General features: G+C 60.7%; 16 protein-coding genes. 5 read left to right on the top strand and 11 right to left on the bottom strand.

Annotation, left to right across the window (positions count from 1 at the left end):
* The first annotated feature begins 224 nt into the window (after positions 1 to 224).
* Positions 225 to 1,772 (top strand): sensor domain-containing diguanylate cyclase, encoded by a 1,548-nt coding sequence (locus AC5SEM_RS13290; protein WP_495473267.1) that lies wholly within the window; start codon positions 225 to 227, stop codon positions 1,770 to 1,772.
* Here the strand turns inward: AC5SEM_RS13290 and AC5SEM_RS13285 are convergent.
* The 4 genes from AC5SEM_RS13285 to AC5SEM_RS13270 form a co-directional block, all read right to left on the bottom strand.
* On the bottom strand, positions 1,734 to 4,196 hold the full coding sequence (locus AC5SEM_RS13285) for a PAS domain-containing protein (protein WP_495473266.1): 2,463 nt from the start codon (positions 4,194 to 4,196) through the stop codon (positions 1,734 to 1,736). The two genes, AC5SEM_RS13290 and AC5SEM_RS13285, sit on opposite strands and share 39 nt — an antisense overlap.
* Positions 4,197 to 4,324: 128 nt before the next feature.
* A complete protein-coding gene (locus AC5SEM_RS13280; protein ID WP_495473265.1) occupies positions 4,325 to 5,863 on the bottom strand; it encodes a cryptochrome/photolyase family protein in 1,539 nt (512 codons plus the stop codon).
* Positions 5,864 to 6,146: 283 nt separating this feature from the next.
* Positions 6,147 to 7,271 carry an alkene reductase gene (locus AC5SEM_RS13275; protein WP_495473264.1) on the bottom strand — a complete coding sequence of 375 codons (1,125 nt, stop codon included), beginning with the start codon at positions 7,269 to 7,271 and terminating at the stop codon, positions 6,147 to 6,149.
* Positions 7,272 to 7,374: 103 nt separating this feature from the next.
* Positions 7,375 to 8,052, bottom strand: coding sequence for a type 1 glutamine amidotransferase domain-containing protein (locus AC5SEM_RS13270; RefSeq protein WP_495473263.1), 678 nt, complete (start codon positions 8,050 to 8,052; stop codon positions 7,375 to 7,377).
* Between the two features lie 212 nt (positions 8,053 to 8,264).
* On the opposite strand from AC5SEM_RS13270, the gene curR reads away from it, so the two are divergent.
* On the top strand, positions 8,265 to 8,849 hold the full coding sequence (gene curR, locus AC5SEM_RS13265; RefSeq protein WP_160057495.1) for a TetR family transcriptional repressor CurR: 585 nt from the start codon (positions 8,265 to 8,267) through the stop codon (positions 8,847 to 8,849).
* A gap of 33 nt (positions 8,850 to 8,882) precedes the next feature.
* On the opposite strand, the gene AC5SEM_RS13260 is transcribed toward curR, so the two are convergent.
* On the bottom strand, positions 8,883 to 9,587 hold the full coding sequence (locus AC5SEM_RS13260; protein WP_102899148.1) for a helix-turn-helix transcriptional regulator: 705 nt from the start codon (positions 9,585 to 9,587) through the stop codon (positions 8,883 to 8,885).
* On the bottom strand, positions 9,587 to 10,534 hold the full coding sequence (locus tag AC5SEM_RS13255; RefSeq protein ID WP_495473262.1) for an NAD(P)-dependent alcohol dehydrogenase: 948 nt from the start codon (positions 10,532 to 10,534) through the stop codon (positions 9,587 to 9,589). Before AC5SEM_RS13255 ends, AC5SEM_RS13260 begins: the two co-directional genes overlap by 1 nt.
* A 198-nt stretch (positions 10,535 to 10,732) precedes the next feature.
* On the opposite strand from AC5SEM_RS13255, the gene AC5SEM_RS13250 reads away from it, so the two are divergent.
* The gene (locus tag AC5SEM_RS13250; protein ID WP_495473261.1) at positions 10,733 to 11,551 is read left to right on the top strand and encodes a carboxymuconolactone decarboxylase family protein; all 819 of its coding nucleotides are present in this window, start codon (positions 10,733 to 10,735) and stop codon (positions 11,549 to 11,551) included.
* 12 nt (positions 11,552 to 11,563) lie between these two features.
* On the opposite strand, the gene paoC is transcribed toward AC5SEM_RS13250, so the two are convergent.
* Positions 11,564 to 13,774 carry an aldehyde oxidoreductase molybdenum-binding subunit PaoC gene (gene paoC, locus AC5SEM_RS13245; RefSeq protein ID WP_495473260.1) on the bottom strand — a complete coding sequence of 737 codons (2,211 nt, stop codon included), beginning with the start codon at positions 13,772 to 13,774 and terminating at the stop codon, positions 11,564 to 11,566.
* A gap of 267 nt (positions 13,775 to 14,041) precedes the next feature.
* Here paoC and AC5SEM_RS13240 point away from each other — a divergent pair, with 267 nt between their 5' ends.
* Positions 14,042 to 16,168, top strand: coding sequence for a TonB-dependent siderophore receptor (locus tag AC5SEM_RS13240; protein ID WP_495473259.1), 2,127 nt, complete (start codon positions 14,042 to 14,044; stop codon positions 16,166 to 16,168).
* Between the two features lie 769 nt (positions 16,169 to 16,937).
* Here AC5SEM_RS13240 and AC5SEM_RS13235 read toward each other — a convergent pair.
* The 4 genes from AC5SEM_RS13235 to AC5SEM_RS13220 are packed head-to-tail and all read right to left on the bottom strand — an operon-like array spanning position 16,938 to position 20,781.
* Positions 16,938 to 17,936 carry an NADP-dependent oxidoreductase gene (locus AC5SEM_RS13235; protein ID WP_495473258.1) on the bottom strand — a complete coding sequence of 333 codons (999 nt, stop codon included), beginning with the start codon at positions 17,934 to 17,936 and terminating at the stop codon, positions 16,938 to 16,940.
* Positions 17,937 to 17,992: 56 nt separating this feature from the next.
* On the bottom strand, positions 17,993 to 18,832 hold the full coding sequence (locus tag AC5SEM_RS13230; RefSeq protein ID WP_495473257.1) for an alpha/beta fold hydrolase: 840 nt from the start codon (positions 18,830 to 18,832) through the stop codon (positions 17,993 to 17,995).
* Between the two features lie 5 nt (positions 18,833 to 18,837).
* Positions 18,838 to 19,620, bottom strand: a complete 783-nt coding sequence (locus AC5SEM_RS13225) for an SDR family NAD(P)-dependent oxidoreductase (RefSeq protein WP_495473256.1) — start codon at positions 19,618 to 19,620, stop codon at positions 18,838 to 18,840.
* A 60-nt stretch (positions 19,621 to 19,680) separates the two neighbouring features.
* Positions 19,681 to 20,781 carry an alkene reductase gene (locus AC5SEM_RS13220; RefSeq protein WP_495473255.1) on the bottom strand — a complete coding sequence of 367 codons (1,101 nt, stop codon included), beginning with the start codon at positions 20,779 to 20,781 and terminating at the stop codon, positions 19,681 to 19,683.
* A gap of 141 nt (positions 20,782 to 20,922) precedes the next feature.
* Between AC5SEM_RS13220 and AC5SEM_RS13215 the strand changes: the two genes are divergently transcribed.
* Positions 20,923 to 21,519 carry a TetR/AcrR family transcriptional regulator gene (locus AC5SEM_RS13215; protein WP_495473254.1) on the top strand — a complete coding sequence of 199 codons (597 nt, stop codon included), beginning with the start codon at positions 20,923 to 20,925 and terminating at the stop codon, positions 21,517 to 21,519.
* Positions 21,520 to 21,561 lie beyond the last annotated feature (42 nt).

Genomic DNA, 21,561 nt, shown 5'->3' with positions numbered 1-21,561 from the left:
CTCAGCAAGCCTAATGACCTGCGGCCACGAATATAAGTTGCAGGCCGTCGCCGTGTCGTTGCGAAACAACGTCAAGGGGCTGAAAACGACGTTCCGTCATACGGTTGCTGCACGTTCGACGCGCTGCTTGTATCCTTGCGCCGGTCGAGGACATACGACCGCTGTTATTGCCTTGAATCAGTAACGGCCGGAACCGGAAACCGGACTTTCCATTAGGTACTTTCGTGAAGCGTGATACCCACCTCGTCATCCTCTTGCTGCTGGTCATCGGCTGCTCTCTGGCGTCGCTGACCATCTGGAAAGTGCTGTCCTCGCGCGATCGCGCGCTGGAGGAAGTCAACGTGCACGGGTTGAACCTGACCCAGGCACTAGAGACCTATTCCGAGGGCATTGTCCGGCAAAGTTCGCTGCTGTTGCTCGGGCTGGTCGAGCGCCTGGAAACCGAAGGCAGTGGCCCCGCGCAGATCCAGCGCTTGGGTGCGCTGATCAACCGCCAGCAGCCGTTGATGCCACAAATGAGTGGGATCACCATCTATGATCGTCAGGGCCATTGGCTGATGTCGTCGAATCGGCCGATCCCGGCGGGGGCCAACAGCAGTGATCGGGCCTATTTCATTCATCATCGCGACGACCCGAGCCGCGAACCCTTTATCGGGCCACCCATCCGCAGCCGCTCCAATCAGGAGTGGGTGATCACCGTCAGCCGCCGTTTCAACGATGATCGTGGCGAGTTTGCCGGGGTGGTGGCCGTGACCTTGGGCGTGGAAAACTTCCTGCGCCTGTTCGGCAAACTCGACGTCGGGCAGGAAGGTGCTATCGGTTTGTCGTACACCGACGGCACGTTGCTGGTGCGCTATCCGTTCCGCGAGCAGGACATGGGCCGCAACTTTTCCAAGTCGCCGATCTACGCCAAGTACCTGGTCGATCAATCGGTCGGTACCGCGTCGTATACCTCCAGCCTGGATGGCGTCGAACGCCTCTACGCCTTTCGCAAAAGCGAGAAGTTGCCGCTGATCACCACGGTCGCCATCGGCAAGCGTGAAGCGCTCACCGCGTGGCGAACGGAAGCGCTGCTGTCGGCGGTGGTGGTGGCGGGGCTGTTGGGGCTTACCGGCCTGATCGGCTGGTTCTTGATCCTCGACATCCGTCGCCGGACCCAGATTGAAGGCGAACTGCGCATCGCTCAGCAGCAGTTGCTCGGTTCCAATCGACAGCTGGAACTGCTGGCCATGAAGGATGCGCTGACCGGTCTGGCGAATCGGCGCTGCTTTGACCAGACCCTGGCCACAGAGGCGCGGCGGGCACAGCGCAACAACTCGTCGCTGGCGTTGCTGATGATCGATATCGATTATTTCAAGCGGTTCAATGATGCGCTCGGGCACGTTGCCGGCGACGCCTGTCTGCAAACCGTCGGTAGCGTGCTGGATGCGTGTGTGCGGCGGCCGTCGGATCTGGTAGCGCGCTATGGTGGTGAAGAGTTCGCGGTGATCATGCCCGACACCGATATTGACGGTGCCGAGGTGGTGGCGCAGCTGATAATCGAGCGCTTGCAGTACGCCAACATTGCCCACCCTGACAGTCCCGTGGCCCGCGTGAGCCTGAGCATCGGCATTGCCGCTGCGCGCGGTCCGCGCCTGGATCCGGTGAGCGCTCTGATCGAGTGCGCCGATCAAGCGCTGTATCAAGCGAAAACGGCAGGGCGCAACAGATTCATGAGGTTCGCTGCGCAACCTTCAATCGAAGTCGATGGTCAGCAGGCCACTGACCCGTGATACCAACGTGTCGACGGCGAACGGTTTGGTCAGCACCTGCATGCCCGGGCCGAGTTGACCGTTACCGATCACCGAGTTTTCCGCGTACCCGGTAATGAACAAGGTCTTCAGCTTCGGCCTGATTTGCCTGCCCGCATCGGCCATCTGCCGGCCGTTCATGCCGCCGGGCAAACCGACATCGGTAATGAGCAGGTCGATGTGCGCGCTGGAACGCAATACTTCCAGTCCCTCAACGCTGTCGGCCGCTTCGAGCAGGTTGTAGCCGAGATCGTTCAGCACATCCTTGAGCAGCATGCGGACGGTGGGTTCGTCGTCGACAATCAGGATGGTCTCGCCGGCCTTGGCATGAGGCGTCGCTGAGCTTTGCGCGTCATCCTGATTGCGCTGCGTTTCGCCGACGTAGCGCGGCAGGTAAACGCACATGGTCGTGCCTTGACCCACGGTCGATTGCACCCGTACCTGCCCGCCGGATTGCTTGGTGAAACCGTAGATCATCGACAGCCCGAGCCCGGTGCCCTGGCCCAGCGGTTTGGTGGTGAAAAACGGGTCGAAGGCCTTGGCGATCACTTCCGCACTCATGCCGGTACCGGTGTCGGCGACCGACAGGCACAGGTATTGGCCTTCGGGCATTTCCCGTACGCGCGCTGATTCAGCATCCAGGGTTCGATTGGCGGTCTCGACGATGATGCTGCCGCCATCGGGCATCGCGTCGCGAGCGTTGATGCACAGGTTGAGCAGGGCGTTTTCCAGTTGACTGGCATCGACCAGTGCTGGCCACAGATCGGCGGCGGCGACCGTCTTCAGGCGAATGCTCGGGCCGACGGTGCGCTGGATCAGTTCGCTCATGCCGGCAATCAGTGCGTTGACTTCAGTCGGCCGTGGATCGAGGGTCTGACGTCGAGAGAAGGCCAGCAGACGATGGGTCAGGGCGGTGGCGCGTTTGGCGGCGTCCTGGGCGATCTGCATGTATTTGTCGATGTCGTTCAGGCGACCCTGGGCGATGCGTTTGTCCATCAGCTCAAGGGAGGCGCAGATGCCTGCCAGCAGGTTGTTGAAGTCATGGGCCAGACCGCCGGTGAGCTGCCCGACCGCTTCCATCTTCTGCGATTGGCGCAACTTTTCTTCGGCCTGCATCAGGTCGGCGGTGCGCGCCGAGACCCGTTGTTCCAGTGTGTCGTTGAGGGCTTTCAATGCGGCGGTGACCCGGTCGCGCTCGGCTTCGACGTTGCGCCGGTCTTCGACATCGATCAGCACGCCGGGAAAGCGCAAAGGCGTGCCGTCTTCGGCGCACTCGACGCGGCCGTTCGCTTCAATCCAGGTGTATTGGCCATCCGCGCCGCGAACTCGGTATTGGTGGGAATAGGCACCTCCACGGGCAATGACTTCGTTGATCGCGGTGGTGAGTCCTTCCCTGTCGTCCGGGTGAACGGTCATCACCACTTGCTCCAGGCTCAGGCCGTCAAGACCCCAGGCCGGGTCGAGGTCGAACACCCGCGCGAAGGCTTCATCGACGCTGAAACGATCGCTGGGCAGGTGCCAGTGCCAGGTACCGATAATGGCGCCGGCGGCGAGGGCGAGCTGGACACGTTCGACGTTTTCCCGAGCGACCGCTTCGCTGATGCGCAAGCGTTCTTGCGCGTCGCGGCGTTCGGTGACATCGCTGAAGAAGATCGCAATCTGCCGATCGGCCGGGTCGCCGACGCGGACGGCGCGCACATCGAACCAGCGTTCGAAGGTATTGGCGTAGTTCTCGAAGTTGGCCGGCTCGCCGGTCTTGGCCACATGGCCGTAAGTCTCGAACCAGAATTTCTCCAGGTTGGGCGCAAACTCGGTGACCCACTTGCCCCGCAGGTTGACCCCGGCCTGACGCTCGAACGCCGGGTTGGCCTCGACGAAGTAATAGTCGATGGGGTGGTCGTCGGCGTCGAATTTGACTTTGACGATGGCGAACGCCGCCTCGATGGTCTCCAGAATGGTGCTGAAGCGCTCTTCACTCTGGCGCAGTGCCGTTTCGGCACTGCGCGAACGGGTCAGGTCGAGCATCGCACCGATCATGCGTTCGGCCTGGCCATCGGCATTGCGGATCAGATGTCCGCGATCAAGCACTTCGGCGTATGAACCATCGTGGCAGAGGAAGCGGTACTCGGCGCTCCAGGTCGTCCCGGAGCCGTCAATCGCCGAGCGAATCGAGGTTGTCACGCGCGCGCGATCCTGCGTGTGAATCTGCGCAAACCGCCAATCACACGTCGGCTCGATGGCTGCTGACGCGTAGCCATACGCCTGTTGCAGCGAGTCGTTCCAGATGACCTGATTGGTTTTCAGATCCCAGTCCCAGACGGCGTCGCAGGTCGCCTTGACGGCCAGACGCAGGCGCGTGACTTCGGACTCAAGCTCCTCGCGAGTAAGCTGTTTCAGGATGTTCACCCTTCATGCGTTGATGGTTGGCTTGCGTTCAATTGGCGTCTTTCAAACCATCGGCCTCACAAGCTTTGTCAGCCATTGACCCAGGGCCCCATGTTTAAGTTGCACACGGGCCAAAGGCACACGCGTTTTCATAGCGATTCGCCGCGATCCAGTCTGTCGAGCAGACTCTGCCCGCGTTGCCACAAAGCCTGCTGTTTTTCCAACGGCATGCGATCAAGGTTTTTGTACATCATGCCCATGCGCTGATTGCTGCGCAGAAGGTCGCCGTGGCGCATCAGGAAATGCCAGTACAAGGCATTGAACGGGCAGGCGTTGTCGGCTGTGGTTTCACGCACCGAGTACGCACAGTCGCGACAGTAGTCGGACATCCGGTTGATGTACTGGCCGCTGGCGCAATAAGGCTTGGAACCCAGGTAACCGCCGTCGGCGTGCATGACCATGCCGAGGGTATTGGGCAGCTCGACCCAATCGAAAGCGTCCATGTAAATGGCCAGATACCATTCACAGATCTGGCTCGGCGCGATGCCGGCGAGCAGGGCGAAATTGCCGGTGACCATCAGGCGCTGAATGTGATGGGCGTAGGCGTGTTTCAGACTCTGGCCGATGGCCTGGCGCATGCATTTCATTTGCGTGTCGCCGGTCCAGTAGAACTCTGGCAAGCGCCGCGTGTTACCGAAGGCATTGCCCTCGGCGTACTCGGGCATGTGCAGCCAGTAAACGCCTCGGACATATTCGCGCCAGCCGATCAGTTGGCGGATGAAGCCTTCGGCGGCATTCAGCGCGATGCTGCCGGACCAATAGGCCGACTCCACATCGGCGCAGAGATGGCGCAGATCGAGCAAGCCAATGTTCAGTGCAGCGCTGATGCGGGCATGGAACAGAAACGGTTCGTCGCTGGCCATGGCGTCCTGATAATCGCCGAACCCGGCCAGGCCGTAATCGAGAAACCAGTCCCACAGTGCCTGGGCATCGGTATGCGTCACCGGATAGTTGAAATCATCCAGGCTGCCGTAGTGACTGGCGAAGCGATCCTTGACCAGTGCTAGCACTTCGAGGGTGATTGCATCGTTGGTAAAACCCGCCGGGTAGGGCGCCTTGACGGATTTGGGAAGGGCTTTGCGATTGTCAGCATCAAAGTTCCAGGCGCCGCCGACTGGCGTGCCATCGCCGTTGAGCAGCAGACGACTTTTGCGGCGCATCTCGCGGTAGAAGAACTCCATGCGCAACTGCTTTTTGCCAGCGGCCCACGTGCGGAATTCGTCGCGGCTGCAGAGGAAACGGTTATCGGCATGCCAGTGGATCGGTAAACCACAATCTTTCAGCGATTGCTCCAGACGCCAGTCGCCGCATTCGGTCATGTGCAATTCGTTGGCTCGCAGCAGCGCCTGCCAGCGCTTTAACTCGCCGGGCACCGAGCCGCTGTTGTGCGGGTCGTCGAGGGTCACGTAATGCACTTGGAAGCCTTGGTTTTCCAACGCCTTAGCGAAGTGACGCATGGCGCTGAAGATCAGGGCAATCTTCTGCGGGTGATGGGCAACATGGCTGGCTTCCTCCATGACCTCGACCAGCAGCAAACGATCCTGTTCGCGATCCAGACCTGCCAATGAAGCCAGATCAAACGATAACTGGTCACCCAGAACGAGGCACAGCCGATGGGTTTTGTTCATTTCACGGATTCAGCGTAGTGAGCAGCAGGCTGCCGAGTGGACGTTTAAGCGTTAAGTCCAGATAGTTGTACAGATTGTAGTCTGTGTATAGGTTTTTGTGCGGTGAATATTTACATCCCCCCCCTGTGGGAGCGAGCCTGCTCGCGAAGGCTTCGTCACATTCAACATGTTGGCTGACTGACATGCCGCTTTCGCGAGCAGGCTCGCTCCCACAAGGGTTTGCACTCCGACTCGGATGAACGTTCCCGCTGTTGCGGGAGCGCTTGATGCCGCGTGGAAAGGCTTAGCCGGGATAAACGGGGTAATCCACATAGCCTTCGGCGTTACCGCCATACACCGTCGCCGGGTTCAACGCATTCAACGGCCAGTCATTGGCAATGCGCGCCGGCAGATCGGGGTTGGCCATGAACGGACGGCCAAAAGCGACGAAGTCTGCCAGGCCAGAATCGAGCAGTTGCGCCCCGGATTCTGCGGTGTAGCGCCCGGCATAAATGATCGCGCCGCTGAAGGTCTCGCGCACGGCCTGGCGGAACGTTTGTGGCATCGCCGGGGCGTTGTTCCAGTCGGCTTCGGCAATGGACAAATAGGCAATGCCCACGTCCTGCAGCACTTTGATCGCTTCGATGTAAGTGGTGTGTGGATCTTCCTCGACCATGCCCAGATAAGTGCGCGCTTCATCGGTGGTGGTAAACAGTGGGGCGAAGCGCACGCCGACTTTTTCCTTGCCGATGCACTCGGCGACGCCGGCGACCACTTCCTTGAGAAAGCGCAGGCGGTTGTGCAGCGAACCGCCGTACTGATCGTCGCGCAAGTTGCTGTGGGCGGAGATGAACTGGTTCACCAGATAACCGTTGGCGCAGTGCAATTCGATGCCGTCGAAGCCGGCGTCCATGGCGTTGCGCGCCGCCTGAATGTACAGCTGAACCAACTCCTGAACTTCTTCCGTGCTCAGTGCGCGCGGTGCCGATGGCGGCACCAGTTCACCGGCGCCAGGCGCGGTTTCGATAAACACGCTGACCCGGTCGGTAGCCACGGCGGAGGCGGAAACTGGGGCAGCACCGTCGGGTTGCAACGCGGTGTGGGAGACCCGACCTACGTGCCACAACTGGGCGAAAATAACCCCGTCCACGGCATGCACCGCCTCGGTAACTTTGCGCCAACCGGCGATTTGCTCAGGCGTATGAATCCCTGGCGTCCACGCATAGCCCTGACCTCGGGGTTCGATCTGCGTGCCTTCGGTGACCAGCAAACCGGCGCCGGCGCGCTGTTGGTAATACTCGGCCATCAGTTCATTGGCGATGTTGCCCGGTTGAGTGCTGCGCTGGCGGGTGAGGGGCGGCAGGACGATACGGTTTTTCAAGGTGTGATGGCCGAGAGTGGCGGGGGTAAAGAAACGGCTGTTGTTCATGGGTGACCTTTTGGCGACTTATTAGACCAGTCGTCTATTGATTAGGTGAAAAAATAACGCCGGGCAAGACGCACCCGGCGTTAGGAAGGTTGGAAGCGAGGGTTTAGCCCAGCATCTCCAGCAGTTTTTTCGCGACGGCGGCGGAGCTGGCAGGGTTCTGGCCAGTGACCAGTTGCCCATCGGCGACCACATGAACCTGCCAGTCAGCGACTTTCGAGTAATGACCGCCGAGGCGCTGGAACTCGTCCTCGATCAGGAACGGCACCACGTCCGTCAGGCCAACGGCCTCTTCTTCGGCATTGGTGAAACCGGTGACCTGGCGATGCTGGACCAGCGGTTTGCCGTCAGCGGTGAGGGCGTGACGCAATACCCCCGGCGCATGGCAGACAAAACCGTGGGGTTTGTTGGCGCGGTCAAACGCTTCGATCAACGCGATCGACTGCTTGTCTTCGGCCAGATCCCACAGCGGGCCGTGGCCGCCCGGGTAAAACACCGCATCGAAATCATCGGCGTTGACGTCGGCCAAGCGACCGGTATTGGCCAGCGCCTGTTGCGCGGCGGAGTCTTTGCGGAAGCGATCAGTCTCGGCGGTCTGCGCGTCTGGCTCATCGCTTTTCGGGTCCAGCGGCGGCTGGCCGCCAGCCGGCGAGACCAGGGTGACGTCGGCGCCGGCGTCCTTGAAGGCGTAGTAGGGCGCGGCGAACTCTTCCAGCCAGAAGCCGGTTTTCTTGCCGGTGTTGCCGAGTTGATCGTGGGAAGTCAAAACCATCAGGATTTTCATAGAGCACCTTGAGTCGATCAGGTGTCTTCGATTGAGCGAAGGATTCGCCCATCGGCCACACCGGTCAGAAAACGTTTGTCGGGGCGCAGCATAGATTCCAATTAGACCAGTCGTCTAGTAATTTTTTATCCTGCGGTTTTTCATCGACAGGTATGGCAAACTTCCGTTCCTCGAAATATACGACTGGTCTATTGCCTGGTAATGTGCGCCCGATGAAACCGACCTACGACGACACCCGCCAACATTTGCTCGACACCGGCCACCGGATGATGGCCGAGAAGGGCTTCACCAGTGTCGGCCTCAACGAAATCCTGCAAACCGCCGGTGTGCCCAAGGGTTCGTTCTATCACTACTTCAAATCCAAAGAGTTGTACGGCCAGGCGCTGCTCGCGGATTACTTCGTCGGCTACCTCGCCGACATGGAGCGGCGCCTGACGCTGCCGGGGCTGAGCGCCTATGAGCGGTTGATGGATTACTGGCAGGGCTGGCAGAACCGCTGCACCCTCGAAGGGCATGGCGACGAATGTCTGGTGGTGAAGCTCAGCGCCGAAGTCGCCGACCTGTCGGAGTCGATGCGCCTGACCTTGCGCGATGGCGCCGAGCAAGTGGTGGCGCGTATTTCCTTGTGTATAGAACAGGGTCAAGCCGAAAACAGCCTGCCCCAGGGCGATGCCCGGCATCTGGCGGAAACCTTGTATCAGCTGTGGTTGGGCGCCAGTTTGCTGAACAAATTGCAGCGTACCGGGCAGTCGCTGCAGACCTCGATGGCGATGACCCGACAACTGCTGGCGGTGTGAGCGGCGGGGCCGTTGTGGCCCAGGTTACATGGCTCAACACACCTCGCCCTGACTGTTGCAGGGCCGCACATCCTCGGCACGCCATTGTTTGATCAAGCGCCGGCGGTCAGGCGCGTAGTGTTCGACGAGCACCTGCACCGTCGCAAGGTCAGCCATATCGATCACGCGAAACCGGCTGTCGCCTTCGCACCACGCCGCGATGCAGCGCTTGCCTTCGATAAAGCCCAACATGATCGGCCAGATGATGTGTTCGGCGGCCTCCGCATGTTCGAGCGCTAGCGCGATGCGCAGCTTGTTCTGCTCGCGCAGCGCCCGACGAATCTCGCTGAGGTCGATGGTTGTGCCGGGCTTGTGCGGCTTGGCCACGTAAAAGGTTTCGTCTTCGAAGATCGGCCGCATCTGCGCGGGCAGCACGGCACTGATTTTCGCCAGGGCATTGTTGACGGCGCCCGCGAGTTGGCTGTCGGTCTGCCGGCTGACCCATTGCGCGCCGATGACCAAGGCTTGTATTTCCTCGGCGCTGAACGATAGCGGCGGCAGGACAAAACCGGGCTTGAGCACATACCCAAGGCCCGGCTCGCCGTCGATCTCGGCCCCCATGCCTTGCAGCGTGACGATGTCGCGGCGAATGGTGCGCAACGACACGCCCAATTCAGCCGCCAAGGCCTTGCCGGACACCGTACGACGATGACGCCGCAGCGCTTGCATCAGCTCAAACAGACGATGACTTCTGGCCATTAACGCTCCATGGCGACGACACCTTTGCCGCCGAGTTTGCGGCCCTGTTCGAGCTCGCGGATCAGTTGTATGGCGCCGTCCAGCGGCACCACTTCTCCTAGCCGAATCTTCAAGCGTGCCTCACTGGCGGCACTGGCCAGTGTTTCGAGGATTTCGTGTCGCGGTGTGCCGATGACCAGTTTCAGTCGCCGATCAATCAGGCCGCGCAGGAATTTACCCGGACCCGGATTGAGATCAAGCAAACAGCCGCCCGGACGCAGCAATCCGATACCGGTCGAGACCGTCATCGTCGCGGCCGTGTCATACACCACATCGAAGCGCGCCGGCAGTCTTGTCAGGTCCGTTAACCGGTAGTCGTAGACGGTCGATACCCCCAGCGCCTGTGCCCAGGCAACGTCCGACGCGCTGCAACTGCCCGATACCGTGGCCCCTGACATCAGGGCGATCTGCACCGCCGCTTCGCCGACTGCCCCCGCGCAACCATTGATGAAAACCTGCTGACCGGCTTGCAGCCTGGCTTTGTCGATCAGCCCGTTCCACGCGGTAATGCCCGGTGTGCCGAGGCACGCCGCATCGGCGAAGGAAAGAGTATCCGGCTTGCTCGCCAGAAAGTCCTCCCTGGTCACGACGGCTTCGCCCAATGCGCCACTTTCTTTGAAGCGGGATAGCCCGAAAACCGCGTCGCCGACCTGGAAGCGGCTGACGCTTGCCCCAACCGCAAGAACCACGCCAGAGAAATCCATACCCATCGCGCGCGGAAATGTTCTGCCGGTGATCAGCTTCATCCGGCCCTGACGCAACTTCCAGTCAATGGGGTTGATCGCTGCAAATCTGACCTGCACGAGCACTTCATCCTTGCCGGGTGCTGGCAACTGGAATGCTTCGATGCGCATCACTTCCGGACCGCCGTAGCACGAGTACTGAATACGTTTATAGCCTGCTGACATGTTGGGTTCGCCTTCCGAGAGTGGACATGACACCGACTCTATAACGGGGCAGTGCCAGTTTTTGGCACCATTCGCTTTCTATGGAGGAGGCAGATTGATGAGCGGTGTTCATGACTTCATGAAGCTGAGCGCAGATAGTCGCAAGATCCTCGTCGGTTTACCGTAGCGGCTGATTATCCCGTCAGCAGGAGCTTAACGATGGCAGCACTCCCGGTTCGTAGCGTGACCCACTCCAGCCGACTTCTGTTAACGGCCATCGCACTGTTGCTGACAGCCTGTGCTTCAACTGAAAAAGGTTCGACCTCCATGAAACGTTCACCTGCAATGACCTCCGATGCCGCGGCTGCCGTGTCCCCGGCACTGGCTCATAACACCGATGCCATGTTGTTCGGCGAAGTATGGAAACGCCCGGGATTGTCACCGCGTGACCGCAGTCTGGTGACGGTTGCGGTGTTGATTGCACGCGGGCAAACCGCCGAGATGGCCGCGCAATTCAACCTTGCGCTGGACAACGGTGTCACGCCGCTTGAGCTGTCCGAAACGCTCAATCACCTGGCGTTTTATTCCGGTTGGGGCAATGCGTCAGCGGCTCTGCCTATCGCCGGCGAGGTGTTCTCCGCGCGCAACTTCGATGCTGAGCAACTGGCACCGGTTGCGCCGTCGTTGCTGCCGCTGGACCAGGTTCGCGAAGCTGACCGCGTGGAGCGCGTGAATGCGGCGGTGGGATCAGTGGCGCCGGGGCTGGTCGAGTTCACCACCAAAGCGCTGTTCCGCGATCTGTGGTTGCGGCCAGGTCTGGCGCCCCGCGATCGCAGCCTGATCACGGTCAGTTCGTTGGTGGCCAACGGGCAGACCGGCCAGGTCGGCTATCACTTGGGTCGGGCGATGGACAACGGTTTGAGCCAGACCGAAGCGGCGGAAATGATTACCCAACTGGCGTTCTATGCCGGATGGCCGAATGCGTTTTCCGCCGTGCCGGTGTTCAAGGAAGTGTTCAGCCAGCGCGCGCCGGGCTGACTGAACAGGGCGTCAAATCTGCTCCGGCAAGTGCGCGATAAGTTTGTCCAGCGTGATCGGATAATCGCGCACGCGCACGCCGGTGGCGTTGTAAATCGCATTGGCAATGGCCGCTGCGGCGCCACTGATGCCCAACTCGCCGACACCTTTGGCCTTGAGCGGCGTGGCGTAGGGGTCGACCTCATCGAGGAAAATCACCTGCTGATGGGGAATGTCGGCGTGCACCGGCACTTCGTAACCGGCGAGGTCATGGTTGACGAAAAAACCACGGCGCTTGTCGACCTGCAGTTCTTCCATCAGTGCCGCCCCGGCGCCCATGGTCATGCCGCCGATGATTTGGCTGCGCGCGGTCTTCGGATTGAGAATCCGCCCTGCTGCGCAGACCGCCAATTGGCGACGCAGACGAATCTCGCCGGTCGCCGCGTTGACCGCGACTTCGGCGAAATGTGCGCCAAAGGTCTGCTGGGCAAAGCGCTGGGCCAGATCGCCGAATTCCATGCGGTCTTCGCCAACGAGATCGCCTGCGGCCGCCGCGTGAGCCAAAGGAAAATGCCGCGTGCCATCGTGCACCTCGCCGTGGGCAAATTCGGCCGTTTGCGGATCAAGTCCGACGGCGCGGGCAACTGCTTCGCGCAACTTGACGCAAGCGGCATAGACCCCGGCGGTAGACGACGCTGCACCCCATTGCCCGCCCGATCCCGACGACTCCGGAAAGCGCGAGTCGCCAAGGCGCACTTCGACCCGGTCCAGTTCCACACCCATCATCTCGGCGGCGGTCTGCGCAATGATCGTGTAGCTGCCGGTGCCGATATCAGTCATGTCGGTTTCGACGGTGATTGTGCCGTGCCGGTCAAGGCGCACACGGGCCGCCGAGGCGGTGGTTGGCGCGCCACGTATGGCAGACGCCAGACCGATGCCAATCAGCCAGCCATTCTCCAGGCGTTGGCCGGCGCTTGCGTTGCGCTGGTGCCAGCCGAAGTGCTCGGCGCCGGTTTCTAAGCACTCGACGAGTTGCCGTGTCGAGAACGGTCGTGATGGCTGTTCGGGGTCGACCTGGGTGTCGTTGAGCAGGCGCAACTGCAGTGGGTCGATGCTGAGTTTTTCCGCCAGTTCATCCATGGCAATTTCCAGCGCCATCATCCCCGGTGCTTCCCCCGGCGCGCGCATGGCCGAGCCTTCGGCCAGGTCCAGCACGGCAAGATTCAAGCGGGTCATGCGGTTGGCGCCAGCGTAGAGCAAACGCGTCGAGGCCGTCGCGGCTTCGGCCCGGCCCCCGGGCAGGTTGCCTGACCAACTCTCATGGCCGATGGCAGTGATCAAACCCTCGCGGCTGGCACCGATGCGAATGCGTTGAAGCGTCGCGGGGCGATGGGTCAAATTGTTGAACATCAGCGGACGTGGCAGCGCGACTTTCACCGGGCGCCCGGCGTGGCGTGCCGCCAGCGACGCCAGCACCGCGTCACACAAGATCGTACCTTTGCCGCCGAAACCGCCGCCGATGTAGGGCGATATCAAACGAATATCTTCTTTGCGTATACCGAGTGTCCTGGCCAGATCGCGCACGCCCCAGTTGATCTGCTGTATCGACGTCCACAACGTCAGCGAATTGCCGTTCCACTGGGCGATGGTGGCGTGGGGTTCCATCATCGCGTGCGCCTGATCCGGCGTGCTGTAGTGCTGGTCGATCTGGATCGGTGCGGCGTTGAAGGCGCCTTCGAAATCTCCGGTCTGCGTCTGCGGCGGTGGGCCGAAACCGGCGGGTGGGGGCGGTGTGGCCGAATCCTTGGCGGCCGCCAGATCGAACGCGCCGGGTTCGGCCACATAGGTGATTTCCAGCAGGTGGGCGGCGCTGCGGGCCTCTTCAAATGTCTGCGCGACGACGATCGCGACAGCCTGGTGATAGTGGTCCACCTGCGGGCCGGCCAAGGCGCGCGCGACATAGAACTCGCCCTTGGCCAAAGGCCCGGCATTCTCGTAGGTGACGATCGCGATCACCCCGGAACTGTTGCTCGCCTGCGTCGAGTCGATCGAGGCAATTCGTCCCTTGCCGATCCCGGCGCCGACGATATACCCATAGGCCGGATTGGGCACTGCGGCATGTTGTTCATACGCGTAGGGCGCGGTCCCGGTGGTTTTCAACTTGCCATCGATGCGGTCGGCGGGCTTGCCGATGACGTTCAATTGATCGATCGGATTAGTGCCGGCCGGTGTGTCGAATTTCATCGCTGAGTTCCTCTTCGGGCGGGCTGTCGGCCACCGCCGGGCGCCTCAGCGCCAGCGTTTGCAGGCCATATCGCCTACGAGCCTAGGCCATTGAACCGCATCTGATAATGCGCCTTGCCAGGATGGAGTCATGAGTCCGGCTCACGAATCCTGACCAACATGACAAATAAGAATAAGTTTCAATTACACGATCTCTGGTATACCATCCGCGCCGCTGCTCTGGCGGTTTCACCCTTCGTTCTGGCCTATTCACAAGGTTTTCATTTCATGCGTCGTACTCTGCTTTCCATTTGCGTGCTGCAGGCGTTGTCTTCTTCCTCGTGGGCCGAACAGGCCGATTCAACATCCTCAGCGCTAGAGCTGGACGCAACCGACGTGGTCGGTACAGCGGATTACGAACGGGCCGACGGCCCGGTGCAGGGTTACCGCGCGACACGTTCCGCCAGTGCTACCCGTACCGACACCTCGATCCATGAAACCCCACAATCGATCAGCGTAGTGACCAAGGATGCAGTCGAAGACCTCGGCGCCACGCGTCTGCAAGATGCACTGGACTATGCCGGCGGCGTCGGCCGCGCAAACAATTTCGGCGGGCAGGGGCTGACCACATTCACCGTGCGCGGCTTTACTACCGGCGAGTTCTACCGCAACGGTTTCCCGATCAATCGCGGCTACCCGAACATGCCTGATGCCAACACCATCGAGCGTCTGGAAGTGCTGCGCGGACCGGCAACCATGCTCTACGGCCGTGGCGATCCCGGCGGCACCTTCAACGTTGTGTCCAAGCAGCCGTTGCCCGAGCGCACGGTCACGCTGGGCAGTCAGTTGAATGATCAAGGCATGAAACGCGGCACGCTGGACGCCTCCGGCCCTCTGGACGAAGAGGGTCGTCTGGCCTATCGATTGAACGTGGTGGGCGAGGGCGGCGACACCTTCCGCGATCACGTCGAGACCGAGCGCTACGGCATCACGCCAGTGCTGACCTGGCAGGCCAGCGATACCACCCGAGTGATCTTCGAGGGTGATTTCATGCGCAACAATCATCCACTGGATCGCGGCGTGACGCGTTACGCCAAACAGATCGGCACCGCCTCGCGCGACACGTTCTTCGGCGAGAAAGACGCCGGCAAATTGCACAACGACAACAACATGGCGCAACTGCGTTTCGAACATCTGCTCAATGATGACTGGACGCTGGGCGGTGGTTTCCAGTGGCTCGACGGCTCGCTTGAGGGCAATGCCATTGAAGCTAACGGGATTGCCGATGACGGTCGAACCCTGGGCCGCAATTTCAACTACCGCAAACTGGAATGGACCGACAAGGACACTCAACTCAATCTCACCGGTCATTTCAGCACCGGTGGCTTGCAGCACACCTTGCTGACCGGCATCGAATACGAAGATTACGACTACAAGTCGATCATTCAACGCTCCAGCGGCGCGGTCGGCGCCTACCCGATCGACATCTTCGATCCGGTCTACGGCCAGCCGCGTCCGGCATTGACCCGCACACCGACTCACGACAAGGAAAACCTCAAGACCTACGCCGCATTCGTCCAGGATCAGGTGGCGTTGACCGAGCGTCTGAAGGTGCTGGCCGGGGCACGTTTCGAGCGATTCGAACACGACTATGAAACCTATGTGCCGGGCGGCAAAAACTGGCAGGCCAGCGACAACGCGGTGACTCCACGCCTCGGCGTGACCTACGACCTGACCGAGACGCTGGCGGTTTATGCCGACACCGCGCGCTCTTTCAAGCCCAACACCGGCGCGAGCCGCGTGGGCGGAGGCTTTGCACCGGAGAAAGGCAAGTCTTATGAAATGGGCATCAAGTGGGAGGCGCTGGATCATCAGTTAAGCGTTGACGCTGCGATCTATCAGATCGAAAAACGCAACGTGCTGACCACCGACCCGGTGGACTCGACCTTCAGTGTGGCGGCCGGTGAAGTGCGCAGCCGTGGTTTCGACCTGAACGTCGCCGGCAACCTGACACCTGAATGGCGCGTCATCGGCGGCTACGCCTACGTGGATGCCGAAGTGACCAAGGACAACGTGATCCGCTCGGGCACACGGCTGATGAACATTCCGCAAAACAGCTTCAGCCTGCTCAACGTCTATGAGTTTCAGGACGGCACGCTCAAAGGTCTCGGCCTGGGCACCGGACTCAAGTACGTCGACGAACGCGCCGGGCAAACCGCCAATACCGCGTTCTCGATGGACAGCTACACCGTTGTCGATTTGCTCGGCTTCTACAAGGTCAACGAGAAGGTGCGGCTCAATCTTGACGTGAAGAATCTGTTTGACCGGGATTATGAAGAGGGCGCGTTTGGTAATGTCTACGCCTATCCGGGCGCGCCGAGAACGGTGCAGGTGGGGATTTCCTACACCTTGTAAGCCGCGCTCGACGCTGCAACGGCGGCCCCTCACCCCAGCCCTCTCCCTGAGGGAGAGGGGGCCGACCGAGGTGTCTGGCGTTATACAGCGACCTGACAGATCGCGTCGATGACGGGTCCATCCGCAGTACTCGGCGGTATTGGATTCACAGCCTTTATTGCACGTTGGCGCTCATCGCCAATATCCCCCAATCGGTTCCCTCTCCCTGGGGGAGAGGGAGCCTATGCATCGCGTCGATTACGGGTTCATCCGCAATGCTTGGCGGTCATGGATTCACAGGCGCTATTGCACGTCGGCGCTCATCGCCAATATCCCCCAATCGGTTCCTTTCCCTGCGGGAGAGGGAACCTTATGCATCGACCTGACGGATCGCGTCGATCCGCAACGCTTGGCTGTCATGGATTCACTGCCGCTATTGCACGTCGGCGTCCATCGCCAATATCCCCCAATCGGTTCCCTCTCCTGGGGGAGAGGGCTAGGGTGAGGGCAGCTGTTTCGGCACCCGCCACTTAGCCAGTGACACTACCTTCCGGTGTTTTTCCAGCAAACTCATGCGCGTTGAACGCCTAGGGCTCAAGCATCAAGGGCCGCCAGACGATCGGAGCAACACCAAGTATTGCCTTGTGCTGCTTAGGGTCGGGCGTTTCGTGGCTCGCGGGTTCAGGTGAGTGTTTGTTCTCCGTGTCTTGCGGTTCGTCGGCGGGGGGCTTTTCGGTGTCGCAGGCAACGTTATCCATGGGTCTTTCGCCAGATGATTACAGGCAGGCAACTATTTGATCTGCACGATTACCTTGCCTTTCGCACGGCCCTGTTCGACGTAAGTCAGGGCTTGGCCCGCTGACTCGAAGGCGAAGGTGCGATCCAGAACGGGCCTTATTACACCGGCTTCAATCAGGGTGGTGATTCCCTGCAGTTGCGCACCGCTCGCCCGCATAAACAGGAAGCTGTAACGGACATCCTGCTTGCGCGCCTTGCGCCGAATGCTCAGGCTCAATAAGCGCATGACTTGCCGCAGCGGCCAGGCCAGGCCCTGCGCTTTGGCGAACTCGGCAGTTGGCGGGCCTGATATGGAAATCAGCTGACCACCCGGCTTGAGTACCTTTAGCGAGTTTTCCAGGACGTCGGTGCCGAGGCTGTTCAGCACCACGTCGTAGTCGCGCAGTTCCTGTTCGAAGTGCTGCTGTTTGTAATCAATCACCACGTCTGCGCCCAGCGCCTTCACCCACTCGATATTCGTGGTGCTGGTGGTGGTCGCGACAACAGCGCCGAGGTGCTTGGCCAGTTGAATGGCGATGGTTCCGACACCGCCGGAACCGGCGTGAATCAAGACCTTCTGACCCTTTTGCAAACGGGCGATGTCGACCAGCGCTTGCCAGGCTGTCAGGGCAACCAAGGGAATGCCGGCGGCTTGCTCCATGCTGAGGTTGGCTGGCTTCAACGCCACGGCGTTTTGCTCGACGGCGATTCGCTCGGCGAACGTGCCGATTCGTTGTTCGGGCACGCGCGCATACACCGCATCGCCGGGCCTGAAACCCTTGACCGCTGCGCCAACCGCAATCACCACACCGGCACAATCGTTGCCCAGCACCAAGGGGAATGAGTACGGCAAAATCAGTTTGAATTCGCCGCTGCGAATCTTTGAATCGAGCACGTTGACGCTGGCCGCGTGGACTTCAATCAGCACGTCATGGGCGCCGGGTACAGGCTCGGAGACATCGCCAATACGCCCGTTCTGCTTGCCATAGCGATCGATAAAATAAGCTTTCATGGTGGGGACGGCTCTCACGGTTCTGGGGGAGGGCAGGGTTGCCTGAGCAGATTGGTTCAGCTATCGAGAAACGCCTGTGCCTTGCTGACAAAGTCAGCGTAGTTCTGGAAAATCGCGCCGTGTCCGGCGTCTTCATAAATGATCAGTTGCGCGTCGGGAATCCGCTTCGCCAGATCAATCGAGTTGACGGTGGGCACCATGATGTCGTTGTCACCGTTGACCACCAGCGTCGGGATTTGCAGGCCGCCGAGGTTCTGCGGCGTCTGTTTTCCCCATGCCTTGATGGCTCTCAACTGCCGTAGAAAAGCGCTCGGTGTCGGGCGCTTGTCGCGAACTTTGCGGCGTTCTTTCAGGCGTTGCAGAAAATCTGTCGCGGCCCGCCGTCCGTTGGCGGTTGTGGTGAAAAACAGATGGAACTTGGGATCGCGCAGGGTCAGCAAACCCTTGAACATCAGTGGCCAGGAAACCGCACCGACCTTGGCGATACCGACTCCGCCAGCCGGTCCGGTGCCGGTCAGAATCAGGCGTCGCACCAAGGCAGGTTTTTTGAGTGCGATGTCCTGAGCAACGAATCCGCCGAGGGAAAAACCCAGCAGATCGACGCTGGTGAATTCCAGCGTAGCGATCAGGCTGATGACGTCGTCGGCCATCTGCGCGACGGTCAGGGGCGCGGTGCCGCCTGAGCCACCGACACCGCGATAGTCGATGGCGAGCACGCGCCGGTTCCGCGCCAGACCATCGACGATTCGCGGGTCGAAGTCGTCAAGTGCCGCGCCCCAATGATTGAGCAGGATCAGCGGCACCGCCGATTTGGGGCCGAGGTCTCGATAGGCGAAGGCCGTGCCGCCAACCAAAATCGATTGGTTGGCGGCGTTGATGAACGGCATGTGTTCCATTGGTTTCACGCCAGATAGCGCTGCGCGACTGCCGACTGGCGGATCTGTGCCAGCAGGCCCTGCCGCGCGGTCTGCAAGGTATCCCAGCGCTCACCTTCATGCAGCGGCGGAATGGTCACCGGTTCGCGGCGATCGAAACCGACCAGCGCCGCATCGACCAGGTCGCTGACTTCCATGATCTCGCTCAAGGTGTTGATGTCGATGCCCGCGCGATCCCAGATTTCCGTGCGGGTAGCGGCCGGCAGCACGGCTTGCACGTAAACGCCCAGTGGCGACAGTTCCAGGCTCAACCCCTGAGACAGAAACAGGACAAACGCCTTGGTTGCGCCGTACACCGACATGCCGAACTCCGGCGCCAGACCGACCACCGAGCCGATGTTGATAATCGCGCCGTCACCGGCCTTCGCCAGACGGGGAGCGATGGCGCTGGCGAGCCGCACCAGTGCCGTGGTGTTGAGGGCGACCAGATTGGCCACTTTGTCGGTGCTCTGCTCGATGAAGTTGCCCGACTGCGCGGCACCCGCGTTATTGACGAGGATGCCAATGCGCGCATCGTCGCGCAGGCGCGTTTCGACGGTGGTCAGGTCTTTGAGTTGGGTCAGGTCTGCCTGCAGCACATCGACGGCAACGCTGTGTTCGCTGCGCAGTTTCGCGGCGAGTGTTTCCAGGCGCTGAAGATCGCGGGCGACCAGCACCAGATCATGCCCGCGTTGAGCGAAACGTTCGGCGTAAACCGCGCCGATGCCGGTAGAGGCGCCAGTGATAAGAACAGTAGGGTGGGCGTTCATAGGGTCATCTCTTTTCAAAAAAACGATTAAGGAGAGGCAGTAAATGCGCTGGGGCTCGGCTTACTGGGCAGAAGCGCTCCATTCCGCCAGGGTCGGGTAGTCGATGTAGCCTTCCGCGCCGCCGCCATACAGGGTGGCGGGGTTGAATCCGGCCAACGGCGCACCGGCCGCTAGGCGTTCGACCAGATCGGGATTGCCAATGAACGGGCGACCGAAGGCGATCAGATCGGCGTGGTCCTCGGCAATCCGCGCGTTCGCCAGGTCGAGGTCGTAGCCGTTGTTGGCGATGTAGGTGTTTTTGAATCGCTGGCGCAGAGCGCCGAAATCGAACGGCGCGACATCGCGCGGCCCGCCGGTTGCGCCTTCGACCACATGCAGATAAACGATGCCCAGCGCATCGAGTTGCTCGACGATGTAATCGAATTGCCCTTGCGGGTCGCTGCTCGACACCCCGTTGGCCGGCGACACCGGCGAGAGGCGAATGCCGGTGCGATCTGCGCCAATCTCGGCGACGACCGCGGCCGTCACTTCCAGCAACAAGCGCGCACGATTTTCAATCGAGCCGCCGTAGGCATCGGTGCGCACGTTGGCGCCATCCTTGATGAATTGATCGAGCAAATAGCCGTTGGCACCGTGGATTTCCACACCATCGAACCCAGCGGCGATCGCGTTGACCGCTGCCTGGCGGAAATCGTTGACGATCCCCGGAAGTTCGCTGATGTCCAGTGCTCGCGGCGCGGAAACGTCTTCAAAGCGGTTGTTGACGAACACTTTGGTCGCCGGGCGTATTGCCGAGGGTGCTACGGGTGCGGCGCCGTTTTCTTGAAGATCAACGTGTGAAACGCGGCCGACATGCCACAGTTGCAGAAAGATCTTCGCGCCTTGTTCGTGCACGGCAGCGGTGACCTTGCGCCAGCCATCGATCTGCGCCTGGGTGTAAATCCCCGGGGTGTCCTGATAGCCCTGGCCCTGTCGGGAGATCTGCGTGGCCTCGGAGATCAGCAGGCCAGCGGAGGCGCGCTGACTGTAATAGGTGGCCGCGAATTCACTGGGCACGAAGCCTTCGCCCGCTCGATTGCGGGTCAGCGGCGCGAGAACGATTCGATTCGCCAGCGTCAGGGAGCCAAGCGTGTACGGCGTGAACAGATTTTGATCGGTCATGGGGGGTGATCCGTGCCTGTGAGTGAGCAGCGATAACTTCTGCAATTAGGATGATGATCGAAATCTAAACTGTCAACGGTTTTGATTATGGCTGACATCTATGTATCATCTGCGCATGATTTTTCAGCGGAGGTATTGCACGTGAGAGTGACCAAAGCCCAGGCGCAGGCAAACCGCGAGCACATCGTCGAGACCGCTTCGGTGCTGTTTCGTGAGCGAGGTTTTGACGGTGTCGGCGTTGCGGACCTGATGGCGGCGGCCGGATTTACCCATGGCGGTTTCTACAAACACTTCGGCTCGAAGGCCGACCTGATGTCCGAAGCCTCGGCCAACAGCCTTGCGCGCTCGTTGGCCGGTGCCGAAATGGTCGATGTTCAAGGCTTCATCGACGCTTATGTGTCGAAAGAACATCGGGATGGACGAGGTAGCGGTTGCACCATGGCCGCTTTGTGCGGCGACGCCGCGCGTCAGTCTGACGAAGTGAAAACGGCTTTTGCCGACGGCATCGAGCGTACGCTGCAGACGCTTGGCGACAAGTACCCGACAGGGCCCGACGCGGCGCCTGATGCGGGAAGAGTGAAAATGATCGACATGCTGGCGCGGGCGGTGGGCGCGATTATTCTGTCGCGTGCCTGCCCGGATGACTCAGTGCTGGCCGATGAAATACTTGCGGTGTGTCACGCTGAAATGACCGCGTCATTGCTGATATCTGCCGACAGTGCAGAAGTGACTGGTTGATTGGTATTGTCCTTTTTGAGTTGACGGTGAAACGCTTTTCAG

The organism is Pseudomonas sp. CH61, from assembly GCF_059429415.1.
This window is presented reverse-complemented; position numbering and strand designations above follow the sequence as displayed.